12 protein-coding genes are annotated in these 12,026 nt (G+C 59.7%); 9 read left to right on the top strand and 3 right to left on the bottom strand.

The window, feature by feature from the left end:
- Positions 1–299 precede the first annotated feature (299 nt).
- The 4 genes from HB633_RS15980 to HB633_RS15965 all read left to right on the top strand — a co-directional run bounded on the left by HB633_RS15980 (position 300) and on the right by HB633_RS15965 (position 4,326).
- Entirely contained in the window at positions 300–1,514 is a 1,215-nt protein-coding gene (locus HB633_RS15980; protein ID WP_213779055.1) for a DUF2863 family protein, read from the top strand.
- Positions 1,515–2,120: 606 nt separating this feature from the next.
- Complete coding sequence (locus tag HB633_RS15975; RefSeq protein ID WP_255580943.1) at positions 2,121–2,792, top strand: response regulator transcription factor; 672 nt, start codon at positions 2,121–2,123, stop codon at positions 2,790–2,792.
- A 124-nt stretch (positions 2,793–2,916) separates the two neighbouring features.
- Complete coding sequence (locus HB633_RS15970) at positions 2,917–3,591, top strand: energy-coupling factor ABC transporter permease (protein ID WP_213779105.1); 675 nt, start codon at positions 2,917–2,919, stop codon at positions 3,589–3,591.
- A gap of 105 nt (positions 3,592–3,696) precedes the next feature.
- Complete coding sequence (locus tag HB633_RS15965) at positions 3,697–4,326, top strand: hypothetical protein (protein WP_213779104.1); 630 nt, start codon at positions 3,697–3,699, stop codon at positions 4,324–4,326.
- Between the two features lie 81 nt (positions 4,327–4,407).
- On the opposite strand, the gene HB633_RS15960 is transcribed toward HB633_RS15965, so the two are convergent.
- Together HB633_RS15960 and yaaA are read right to left on the bottom strand one after the other, a co-directional pair.
- The gene (locus HB633_RS15960; RefSeq protein ID WP_213779051.1) at positions 4,408–5,586 is read right to left on the bottom strand and encodes a M14-type cytosolic carboxypeptidase; all 1,179 of its coding nucleotides are present in this window, start codon (positions 5,584–5,586) and stop codon (positions 4,408–4,410) included.
- 44 nt (positions 5,587–5,630) lie between these two features.
- Positions 5,631–6,410 carry a peroxide stress protein YaaA gene (gene yaaA / locus HB633_RS15955; RefSeq protein ID WP_213779050.1) on the bottom strand — a complete coding sequence of 260 codons (780 nt, stop codon included), beginning with the start codon at positions 6,408–6,410 and terminating at the stop codon, positions 5,631–5,633.
- A gap of 56 nt (positions 6,411–6,466) precedes the next feature.
- Here yaaA and HB633_RS15950 point away from each other — a divergent pair, with 56 nt between their 5' ends.
- Both HB633_RS15950 and HB633_RS15945 read left to right on the top strand, forming a co-directional pair.
- On the top strand, positions 6,467–6,958 hold the full coding sequence (locus HB633_RS15950; protein WP_213779048.1) for a putative toxin-antitoxin system toxin component, PIN family: 492 nt from the start codon (positions 6,467–6,469) through the stop codon (positions 6,956–6,958).
- Between the two features lie 40 nt (positions 6,959–6,998).
- Entirely contained in the window at positions 6,999–8,180 is a 1,182-nt protein-coding gene (locus HB633_RS15945) for a pyridoxal phosphate-dependent aminotransferase (RefSeq protein WP_213779047.1), read from the top strand.
- Between the two features lie 4 nt (positions 8,181–8,184).
- Here HB633_RS15945 and HB633_RS15940 read toward each other — a convergent pair whose 3' ends face one another.
- Positions 8,185–8,844: a glutathione S-transferase gene (locus HB633_RS15940; RefSeq protein ID WP_213779046.1), complete on the bottom strand. Its 660-nt coding sequence runs from the start codon at positions 8,842–8,844 to the stop codon at positions 8,185–8,187.
- A gap of 118 nt (positions 8,845–8,962) precedes the next feature.
- On the opposite strand from HB633_RS15940, the gene HB633_RS15935 reads away from it, so the two are divergent.
- Genes HB633_RS15935 through HB633_RS15925 form a run of 3 tightly spaced genes read left to right on the top strand, consistent with a single transcriptional unit; the run spans position 8,963 to position 12,014 of the window.
- Positions 8,963–10,504 carry a 3-hydroxyacyl-CoA dehydrogenase gene (locus HB633_RS15935; protein WP_213779045.1) on the top strand — a complete coding sequence of 514 codons (1,542 nt, stop codon included), beginning with the start codon at positions 8,963–8,965 and terminating at the stop codon, positions 10,502–10,504.
- Complete coding sequence (locus HB633_RS15930) at positions 10,501–11,289, top strand: enoyl-CoA hydratase (RefSeq protein ID WP_213779044.1); 789 nt, start codon at positions 10,501–10,503, stop codon at positions 11,287–11,289. The genes HB633_RS15935 and HB633_RS15930 overlap by 4 nt, the downstream gene beginning before the upstream one ends.
- Positions 11,289–12,014, top strand: coding sequence for a histidine phosphatase family protein (locus HB633_RS15925; protein WP_213779042.1), 726 nt, complete (start codon positions 11,289–11,291; stop codon positions 12,012–12,014). Before HB633_RS15930 ends, HB633_RS15925 begins: the two co-directional genes overlap by 1 nt.
- Positions 12,015–12,026 lie beyond the last annotated feature (12 nt).

Below are 12,026 nucleotides of genomic sequence, written 5' to 3'. Positions count from 1 at the left end.
TCAACCCCCGACTTCCGATTCCGCTGCAAGGCCCGTCCTGCTTGGCTCTGCAGCATCCTCTTGCGCGCCACTACTACTGCACTTCCTCACTTCCCTTCGCCTCGTTGTGAAGCGAAGGAACGGAATTCTAGTGCCCGTTTCAACACTGCGCAAGGGGTTCAGCAAAAGAATTTCATCGGGGTGACGATCGCTTGAGGAGCGTCGGCCATTGAGTCCAAGAATGCGCAAGCTGCATTACGGCTCAACCCCACATATAGCGACTACAATCAAAGGTTCTTTGCACCTGATGAATGCCTCCTATGCGCTCGCGAATCGCCAAACGACTTCCCCCTGACGCCGACAAGCTTGTCGGCCTCTCGCTCTCGCTGTTTGCGTCGGGCAGCCGTATCGAAGACCGGTTTTGGGAAGCGCGCCTCGATACGCTTCTCTCAAAAATCGTCCGCAACGGGAACCAGACGGCGCTCGACGCCGCACTCGACCACCTGCAACTCAAATTTCCCGACGCGTACGGCGCGCTCGCCGACATGGCCGAGACGCAAAGCGAATCATTCGCCGTGGACATCGACGGCGTACCCCACGACGCCCTCCTGATCGCGGCGCCCGTGCTCGCGTGGACGCGCTATTCGATTCCATCAGGCCCGTTGAAAGCCGATATTGCAGACGCGCTTCGCACTCAGTTGCAGGCTCACGTACTGGCGGACGGGGCCAGGGTTGCTGTTTCTCCGTACCTCTACAGCATCGATCAGTTGCCGCGGCATCACGTCGAAACGTCGCGCGTCGCGCAGCAGCTGATTCAGACCGTGCTCGGCCAGGCGCCCACTCGTTTGAACCTAGCCGATCTGCCCGAAACGTCGCCAATTCTTGCCGATCCGCGCTTCCTGCTTGCGATGGCGATCGTGCCAACCGGCTCGGCGCTGTTTCGCTGGCAAGAGGAAACCGACGGCGTACGGGTCGAACGCGGCCAATGTCTCGAACATTGGGCAACGCAAGGCGGAGCGACCTTTGCGGCCATCTTGCCCGGATGCGAATTCGAATGCCTTCTGCCTGATGCTTATTATTCGGCATGCCGCGACGCCGACGAACAGGTCCGTCCGCACTCGGTTCGCACAGCCGTCCGCTATCTTTTCGATACGCTCGGCACTGCGCCAGATGAATTGCGCGCCGTCGTAGCGGGTTTCGGCGAGCAACGTATTGACGAATATCGGATTGGATTTACCCGCCGTGGCAGTAACGAGGTGATCTACGGCGTTGTCTGGCCGCTCTATGGCCGGGAGAACGGTGAGCCTGGCGCGGCGGAAGATATGGCTGAGCTCGAAGGCGCGGACGGTCCCGTTGAAGCGATCGCCGCGCTGCTGAAGCGTTCGGGCGTGACGGATGTCCGACGGCACTCGGGCCGTTTCGAGCCTGAATACTGTGAAGACTGCGGCGTACCGTTGTATGCCGATCCATTGGGCGAGATCGTGCACGCGGAAATGCCAGAAGACGCAGAGCCTGCGCAGCCTCACTTTCACTGATTTCCGGAAAGATCAGAATGACGATTTGTCATTTGGCTTAACGAAACTCCACAATCGATAAACGTACCAAACACATCGAATCAACGATATAGCCGCTCCAACCTGCGTTGGGGCGGCTTTTTTTTGCGGATTCGCCACATCACAAACTTTGGCGAAATAAAACCCGCGACTTGAAAATGCAAATCCGTTCCGCACAAGGCCTGCAAAGCCATTCCAACGATCGGATAAGTCTTGGTATCTCCTCTATCGCTTACCCAGATTCAGAAACTTCCGCAAATCACCAAGGGACAACAAGACATATCCAAGACGCGGCCGCCTCTTTTGCGAATTTATGAGATCCGCCTATGCCATTTGGTCAGGGCGCATTTTTCGCCGCAATTAGTCATCATGGGTTTGATCGCATATCGCCCGTTTCTCCAGCAGACGGGCATCGCGTTGAAAATCATATGACTAGGGGCAGACATGAAATTCACAATAGTTAATTCGGAAGCTGAACGCCGCGAAGGTTTGAAAGCGCTTCTACGACATATAGACCGGCGCGCCCGCTTCAACGAGGCGAAAGATTGGCGGCAGGCTGCAAGCGCAATCCTGAGATTTGAGCCAGACATGATAGTGATCGACTGGCACAGGGCCATGCGCATGGCCGACCTGCGAAAGTTGCTCGAGGCTTTTCCGCGGACCCCGACTGCAATCGTCGTTGACGAAGCATCGACGGCTCAAGTCCGCTTGTTCCTGGGTGCAGGCGCGCGAGGCGTTGTGCCGCGCCATCTCGACCCGACCTTGATCATTCGTGCGCTGGAAATGGTTCTGCTCGGCGGCCACTATGTTCCGGTGAACGCCCTCGATCCGGCCTTGGAACCGGGCCCCGTCGCGCGCCGGGACTCCGAACCAAAAGCGTTCCGGAAAGGGTTGAAGCGATTCAACACGCTGTCGCTGCGTCAGCAACAGATCATGCGCTGCCTGCACATGGGGAGCACGAACAAAATCATCGCCAAGACGTTGGGGATTAGTGAGGGCACGGTGAAAATACATCTCGGCAGCATCTTCCAGCAACTCGGCGCGCCTAATCGCGCGGCGGCAGTCGCGATCTATAACGGCTGGCAAAACCGCCATCTGGAGGTGTTGAGGCGCGAGTCTGATGCTTCGCCGCGGCCATCGATTGGCGATGCAGGTGTGGTACCGCTGCGAGCGCCCGCGTCGGCTGTTTATTCGCCGCGTCCGGAAGAAGAGCACCTGATTCCAATGGCTGCTCAACCCCTGCCGCGTTTTGGCGACTGAAACCGACTGCACAACCACGAAAGCGACCGCGGGCGCAACGCGCAGTTCACGCGTTGCGCCCGTGAAACCACGCTGGCACAGTCAATGCACACGTTTTCGGGCGCAAACGAGTAATATGAGATTTATGGGTTTCTTCTACACACCTCTCCCGCTGTGGCTTGCTATAGGTGGCTGGATAGTCACTGCGGGCGTGCTCGCGCTTGGCATCTGGAAGAACCCCTTCCGCCGGCTGCAAGATGGAACGCTTCAACACGTGTGGTTTGGAATCGTAGTGGCTGTTACCGTGCTTTGGGCCTGCAATACGTGGTTCGAAGACGGTCCGGCCATTCATCTTCTTGGCGCAACGCTGATGGTCACGCTGTTTGACTGGCAGCTCGCCATGGCCGGCATGGCGGTGGCGACGGGACTGGCGGCGGTTGTGCTGGACGCAGCATGGCCAGGTGTACCGGTGACATTTCTTTTGTTCGGCGCTTTGCCGGTCGCCGTGTCTTCGCTGATGCAAAAAGCCATTCAGGCGTGGATCCCCAGGAGCTTGTTCGTCTTCATCCTTGGCCATGGTTTTCTTACGTCGGCAGTTGCAGTCGCGGTGGCGTGTGGTTCCGGCTTGCTCCTCCAGATCATCCTCGCCGATGGGCGGCTGTTCATACCGGCGGGCTTTTCGCTTGCCGCCACGCTGCTCGTTGTCGGCGAGGCGCTCTTCACCGGTCTCTTCACGATCCTCATCACTGTCTACAGGCCCGCGTGGATAACAACGTTCGACGTCCGGCGGTATCGGCTGGATCGTGGTCCGCGGGTCTGATTGCAGTCTGGCCGCGCCGGATTGCTAAAGAATTTGATATAAGATGGAACTCCTGTTCACTGTCAGGCATCTTACGTGCCTGATGTCTCTTTAGTGCCCAACCCGATGGATAGTATTCAAGAACCGCGTCGACTGCTTCGGCTGGTCGGCCGGCTGGTAGCGATCGCATCCGTGGCGACAATCACGTCAGCCCTCTGCAGCGCCGCCGCGTTCGCCGACACGCTCGACGATCGCAACGAGCTCGTCAATCACTTCGTGACCGACTTCAACGCCAATCCTTTGGTGGCCGACTGCGCCGCGCACGGCAGCTTTGTCGCGAGCACATCAACGGCGTTTGACCATGTGGAGTTCCCGGCTAGTTCGTTCGATGCCGCGCATGGCAGCATCGCCCCGTGGAACGACTCGTTCGACGACCACAAGCAGCGCATCAAGGTCGATAACGTGGTGACCGTCGAGGGACTTGGCGTGACGAAGGACGGTGACACGACGCCATCAACGCTCAAGTTCCGGTGCGGTTATGTAGGTAGCCAGATGCTTGCGTTCGGCTGGAATGACCCGGTGCCTGCTGCCAGACCACGCGCCGAACCACGATCGGTCCACAGCGCTCGCGGCAAGCACAGCGCAGTCAAAGCCAAGGGCGGAAAAACTGCGAAGGGCAAGGCTTCGAGCGGCAAGGTCTCAGCGTCTACAGCAAAGAAATCTTCTTCTACCAAATCCACCAAGAAGAAGCACTGACGCCCGAAAAACAAAGGGCGAAATCGTCACTTTACGATCTCGCCCTTTTGATCGCCGCGCGCTAATTAACGCGCGGGCTAATCAAAACGCCTGCACATGCCGCAAGATGGCTTGCAGCATCGATGCGCCCAGCGCCGCACTTCGTTCTCCGTTCCATCCCACCCGTTCATCCGGCAGATCCGCGTTGTCCTTGAACGGCATTTCAAGCGTCAGCGACAAACACCCGAACTCGTTACCGACGTATTTCGACGCGAGCTTCAACGCATCCGTCTGATACTTGCTTGCTTCATAGCCATACACGTCCTGAAAGTCTGGGCTTGCCTGCTTGAAGCATTCAATAAACGCCTTCTGCTCCTCGGCCTGCTTTTTCGTGAAGCCCGGCAACATTTCCGAGCCCGCCACGAACACATAAGGCAGCGCTTCGTCGCCGTGGATATCGAAGAAAAGATCGCAGCCGATTGCATGCATGGCATTGCGCACCGCGAGCACTTCCGGACTGCGCACGGCGTCCGGCTCCATCCATTCGCGATTCAGATTGGCGCCTGCCGCGTTCGTGCGCAAATTGCCAAGCACGCTGCCGTCGGGATTCATGTTGGGGACGATGTGAAACACGGCGTGATCGAAGATCAGGCGCGCGACCGGGTCGCCTGCCCAATCGCCCCACCCCGCCAGCCGCTTGATCAAGCCTTCCACAAACCATTCGGCCATGGTTTCGCCTGGATGCTGGCGCGCGATGATCCAGACGTTTTTCTTTGGCTCTGCGGCTTCGTCATCAGCGTCTTTAACTTCGTCGTCTTCGAGCAAGCCCAGCGTCAGGAGCGACATTGGGCGCCCCTGCACAGTGCGGCCGATTTCAGTGACTGTGGCATGCGGCATCTGCTGCACCGCGCCGATGAAACCCGCGTGCCGCTCTTCGCTGTATGGCTCGAAATACGCGTAATAGATGGCATCGAAATCAGGCGTGTGCTCGATGGTCATCACCCGGCCGTCGTAACGCGTCGGCACCCGGAACCAGTTGATCCTGTCGTAGCTCGCCACCGCCCTATAGTCGCGCCAGCCTTCGGCGAACGCACAGTCGGCGGCGTTTTCGAAGGTCATCGTGAGCGCTACGTCGCGGACGTTGCCCACGCGAAAGTAGAACCACTGCGCGAAATCAGCGTGGCTGTCCGGGCGGATGCGCAGGCGGATATCAGCGGGATTGTCGACGGAAACGACGTCGATCGCGCCCGCATCGAATTGACTCGTGATTGAAATGCTCATGACGCTTCCTTGAATTGTCCTGTCTTGCAGCCAGGGCCTTTGCCTCAAGCCCCGATACGCCGCCGGTACACGTACGTTGTTTCAGTCGATGCCTTTTTATCGAAGGCGTACCCTTCGCTGCCGAAGTCCTTCAGGCCGTCGGGTTCATCGATTCTATGCTGCACGGCGAACCGCGCCATCAACCCGCGAGCGCGTTTGGCGTGAAAACTGATGATCTTGTACTGGCCGTTCTTCCAGTCCTGGAACACGGGCGTGACGATGGGCGCGTCGAGCCGCTTCGGCTGAACCGATTTGAAATATTCTCCCGACGCGCAATTGACCAGCACCTTCGCACCGCGCTGCTTTTTCATTTGCGCGTTGAGCGCCGCCGTGATCCGGTCGCCCCAGAACGCGTAGAGATCCTTGCCGCGCGCGTTGGCGAACTTCGTTCCCATCTCCAGCCGATACGGCTGCAGCAGGTCAAGCGGGCGCAGCAACCCATACAGTCCGGACAGCACGCGCACGTGGTTCTGAGCGTAATCAAGGTCGGCTGCGTGGAGCGATTTCGCGTCGAATCCTTCGTACACGTCGCCGTTGAACGCGAGCATGGCCTGCTTCGAATTCTCCGAGTCGAACGTCGGCGACCAGTCGGCGTAACGCTGGAAGTTGAGTCGCGCGAGCGGATCGGAGATATGCATGAGGCTGCTGATTTCCTGTGGCGAGAGTTTGCGCAGCGCCTTGATGAGCTCGGCGGAATCTGCGGTGAATTCAGGCAACGTGTGCTTCGTAACGTGAGGCGGGGTCTCGTAGTCGAGCGATTTGGCCGGCGAGAGAACGATTATCATAGGGGCTCGCCGGCATGCTTGCCAACGATGAAGACGGAAACCCTCGATTGTATCGAATGAAAAAATCCCCCGCGTGGCGCGCCGTGCTCGATTCGAATGTGTGGATCGACATTCTCGTATTCGATGACCCCAATTCCCGCCCCATTCGTGCCGCGCTCGAAGCCGGCACGCTGGAAGCGTTGATCGATGCGCGTTGCCTGAAAGAACTGACATACGTGCTGGACTATCCGCAATTCGTCCGTTTTGCCGTGGACAAGGCGAAGGCGCTGGAAACGGTCGCGCGGCTTTCCCAATTAGTCGAAATCGAACCGTTGCCCGACGACGCCCCGCCGCTGCCGAAATGCAAGGATCGCGACGATCAGAAATTCCTCGAACTGGCGCACGCCATCAAGGCGGACTGGCTGGTATCGAAGGATCGGGCACTGCTCAAACTCGCAAAACGCACGGCGCGTGATTTCGGCTTTCGCATCGCGCAGCCCGCACCTTTCGTCGTCAGCCTTGAAGCGCACTTTGAGGCCAATGCGGAAACGAACGCAATCGACGTTTAAAATAAGCCACATTCCTCCAGCGCAGCCGATCGACCACACTATGAACGCCTCGCACGACCTCCCGCATTCCGCCGCCGTTCCCGCTATCACTTCACGCCTGCCGAACGTGGGCACGACGATCTTCACGGTCATGAGCGCGCTCGCGGCGCAAAAAGGCGCGGTCAACCTGGGCCAGGGATTTCCGGATTTCGCGTGCGATCCACGCATTGTGGACGCGGTCGCGAACGCCATGCGCGACGGCCACAACCAGTACCCGCCGATGGCCGGCGCCGCGCCGCTGCGTCACGCGATCAGCGAAAAGATCGAGCGGCTGTACGGACGCAAATACGATATCGAGCGCGAAATCACGGTCACGGCCGGCGCGACTCAGGCGATCCTCACGGCCATTTTGTGCTGCGTGCATCCGGGCGATGAAGTCGTCGTGATCGAGCCGATGTATGACTGCTACGTCCCGGCAATCGAACTGGCGGGCGGCAAGCCGGTGTTTGTATCGCTGGAAGCGCCGGACTACGCCCTCCCCTTCGACAAGATCGCCGCCGCGATCACGCCGAAAACGCGCCTGCTGATCATCAACACGCCGCATAACCCGACGGGCCGTGTCTGGCGCGCCGCCGACATGCAAAAGCTCGACGAGATCATGCGCGGCACCGACGTGCTGATCCTCTCCGACGAAGTCTACGAACACATGGTCTTCGACGGCGCGCCACATGAAAGCGTCTCGCGATATCCGGATCTGGCTGCGCGCAGCTTCGTGGTGTCGAGTTTCGGCAAGACGTTTCACGTGACGGGCTGGAAGGTTGGCTATGTCGCCGCACCCGCTGCGCTCACGGCGGAATTCCGCAAAGTCCATCAGTTCAACGTCTTCACCGTGAATACGCCGATGCAGGTGGGCATCGCGCAATACTTGAAGGACCCGGCGCCTTATATGGATCTGCCGGCGTTCTATCAGCAAAAGCGCGACTTCTTCCGCGCGGGCCTGGCGAACTCGCGCTTCAAATTGCTGCCTTGCGACGGCACGTATTTCCAATGCGTAGACTATTCGGCCATCAGCGACCTGCCCGAGGCCGAGTTCTCGCAATGGCTCACAAGCGAGATCGGCGTCGCGGCCATTCCCGTGTCTGCGTTCTATCATGAGAGCCATGAATCGGGCGTCGTGCGCTTTTGCTTCGCGAAGAAAGAAGAGACGCTGCGCACCGCGCTCGATCGCCTCGCGAGCCTGTAAAGCTTTAAATCTTCGGTAGTTCTTTTTTCTGCGCGTCCATGAACGCGAGGCGGTCGGCCGTCACTTTCTGTGCGGCCGGCCGTTCCCCCACGCGCTTGTTGTGCGCCTTCCAGTCGATACCCGCTTCCAGCAGGAAATCCGCGCCATAAACCGCTTTCGTTGTCAGGCCGATGAGCGGCAAATTCACGAACGCACTGACATCGGCGATACTGAAGGTCGTGCCGAGCGCGTACGGCTCGAACTTCGCGATCCGCTTCAATCCCGCGATACCGTGACGAAGCTTTTTTTCGGCGCGCGTCTTCGTGTAATCGGTCACGGTGCCGCCGAAAAACGCTTGTTTATAGAGGTCGCGCGCGACCAGTTCCAGATGCAGCTCGATGAACGCAATCATCTCGCGCTCCTTGGCGGCCATGAACGGATCGGCGGAAAAGATGGGCTTGTCCGGGTACGCGCTCGCCAGATACTCGATGATCACCTGCGACTCGCACAGCGACCCGTTTTCGGTCTCGATGTACGGAACCTTGCCGAGTGGCGATAGCGCGAGCGTCGCTTCATCCTGGCCGAAATTGGCGCGCACCTCCTCGAACGCAATGCCATGTTCGAGCAGCACGAACTTCACCTTGTTCACGTAGTTGGACAACGGAAAACCATACAGCTTGAGCATTGCGAGATCTCCAGTAACGTCTTGATTTTTAAGTAACGCAGACAATCGACGGCCATGCGGGCCATCTCACTAACAGCACGATCGTGCTAATCTAGCAAAATAAGGAGTGAGACACACCATGAGTTTTCGCGACACAGAGATTCGAACGTTAGGCGTGGTGGGCAGCGGCGCGATGGGGCGGGGTATTGCGCAGATCGCGGCGACGGGCGGCCTGACCGTGCGTCTCTACGATGCCAACAAGCAAGCCATCATCGCCGCGCGCGAGTTCCTCGCCGATACCCTGAACAAACTCGCCGCAAAAGGCAAGCTTACCGAAGCCGACGCACACGACGCACTGGCCAGAATTCATGCGGCTGACGCGATCAGCGATCTTGCCGATTGCGATGTCGTGATCGAAGCGATCGTGGAGAAGCTCGACGTCAAGCGCGAGTTGTTCCGCGAGCTGGAAGGCATTGTTCGCGATGATTGCATCCTGGCGTCGAACACGTCGTCGCTATCCATTACCGCGATCGCCGCTGGGTCCACGAAGCCCGAGCGCGTGGTCGGCCTGCATTTCTTCAACCCCGTGCCGCTGATGAAAGTGGTCGAGGTGATCGACGGCCTGCGTGGGGACCCCGCCGCCGGCGATGCGCTCATGGCCCTCGGCCGCAAGATGGGCCACACGGCGGTCCGCGCGAAGGACATGCCGGGGTTTATCGTGAATCACGCCGGGCGCGGCATGAATACCGAAGGCTTGCGGATCGCAAGTGAAGGCGTCGCGAGTTTTGTGGATATCGACCGGATCATGCGCGAGCAAGCCGGCTTCAGGCTCGGTCCGTTCGAACTGCTCGATCTCACCGCCCTCGACGTGTCGCATCCGGTGATGGAATCGATTTATCACCAGTTCTATGAAGAACCCAGGTTCACGCCGTCGCCCATCACCGGTACGCGACTCGCGGGCGGTTTGATCGGACGCAAGGTAGGCGAAGGTTTCTATAAATATGTAGATGGCAAGCAGCAGACGCCTGAAGAAGCACCCGCGCCAACCACGTTGCCGCGTCGCGTGTGGGTGAGTCGTGCCTCGGTCCATGCGCGCGAGGAAGTGTTCAAGCTGATTGCGAAGATGGAAACGAACGTGACAATCGATACCGGCGGCACGCCTGCGCCGGATTCGCTGATCATCGTCACGCCGCTCGGGCACGATGCAACCACGGCGTGCGTCGCGGAGAAGCTGGATGCGGCGCGCACGGTTGCCATCGACACGCTCTTTCCGCTCGCCGATGCCGCCCGCCGCACCATCATGACAACGCCCGCGACCACGGCCGAATTCCGCGACGCCGCGCACGCCCTCTTCGCTTTCGATGGCGTGCCCGTCACCGTGATCCGCGATTCCACTGGATTCGTCGCGCAACGGGTGGTGGCGACCATCGTGAATATCGGTTGCGATATTGCGCAGCAACGCATCGCGACGCCCGCCGATATCGATCTCGCCGTGACGCTAGGCCTGGGTTATCCGCGTGGTCCGCTCGCGCTCGGCGACGCGCTCGGCGCAACGACCATCCTCACCATCCTGCGCAATATCCAGAGCGTGCTGGGCGATCCGCGCTATCGGCCATCGCCGTGGTTGACGCGTCGCGCGCAGCTCGGCCTGTCGCTTACCTTCGATGAGGCCGCAGAATGAGCGCCGAATTGCTCTCCGCCCGGCCGGCCGAAAGCGACACCACGCTCGTGTTGAAGTTGTCCAATCCGGGCGCACGCAACGCATTGCACCCGGACATGTACGCAGCCGGGATCGAAGCGATGAACACAGCCGAGCGCGATACGTCTGTGCGCGCAATCGTCCTGACCGGCGCCGACAACTTCTTTTGCGCCGGCGGCAATCTCAACCGTCTCCTTGAAAATCGCGCGAAAGATCCGTCGGTGCAAGCGGCGAGCATCGACATGCTGGGCGAATGGATCGTGGCATTGCGGTCCTCCACCAAGCCGGTGATTGCGGCCGTGGAAGGCGCGGCCGCGGGCGCGGGGTTTTCATTGGCATTGGCCTGCGACCTGCTGGTTGCCGCCGATGACGCCAAGTTCGTCATGTCGTACGCGCGCGTTGGTCTTACGCCCGATGGCGGCGGTTCGTGGTTTCTGACGCGTGCATTGCCCCGCGCGCTTGCCACCGAAATCCTGCTGGAAGCGAAGCCGATCGGCGCCACGCGTCTGCACGAAGTTGGCGTAGTGAATCGCGTGACGAAACCGGGCGCAGCGCTCGATACCGCCATCGCCTGGGCCGATGAACTCGGCCGCATGGCGCCGAAAGCGCTGGCGCAGATCAAGACGCTGATCGCATCGGCGGAAACACAATCGCTCGCCGAACAACTCGATGCCGAACGCGATGGTTTCGTCGATGCGCTCTATAACGGCAACGCGCTCGAAGGCATCAACGCGTTCCTCGAGAAGCGGCCACCGCTCTACAAATAATGTCGACAGCCTACGAACTCCCCAAACGCCGCCGCATCTTTTTGATGCGTCACGGCGACGTCACGTATTTCGATGCCACCGGCCGCGCCATCGATCCAATCAATGTGCCGCTCAACGAGCGCGGGCGGGCCGAAGCCACCGCGGCCGGACGCGCGTTCGAGGCGCAACAGATTCGCTTCGATAAAGTCATCGTCAGCGGCCTGCCTAGAACGCTCGAGACGGCACAACGCGTGCTGGCTGAAACGGCTCAGGAAATCGAAATCGATGTCTGGCCGGAATGGGAAGAGATTCGTGGCGGCCGATTGAGCAACCTGCCGCCAAAGGATTTCGAGCGCGCGTTTCTTAGCGTGTTTGACGGCATCGTGCCCGAGACGACGGCGTTCCTTGGCGGCGAGACCATCGGCGAATTGATGGATCGCGTGGTGCCGCCGTTGCAGCGGCTACGTGACGATGGATCGTGGGACACGGCGTTGCTCGTGCTGCACGGCGGGGTCAACCGGGCGTTGTTATCGCACGCGATCACGGGTGGCGGCCGCATGTTCTTCGGGCATTTATCGCAGACGACAGGTTGCATCAACGCGCTCGACGTTGGCAACAAACCCGGCGACTGGGTCATCCGCGCGCTGAATCACTCGCCGCCCTCGCCGCTTCACGCAACCGTACGCAACACGACCATGGAATTGCTCTACGAACAATTCGTGCGATACACATCGGTCCTGAAGTAATCAAGCGTGCGG

Source organism: Caballeronia sp. dw_276 (assembly GCF_018449635.1).
Taxonomy (GTDB): Bacteria; Pseudomonadota; Gammaproteobacteria; order Burkholderiales; family Burkholderiaceae; genus Caballeronia.
The sequence above is the reverse complement of the archived record's forward strand: the minus strand, read 5'-3'. Positions and strand labels throughout refer to the sequence as shown.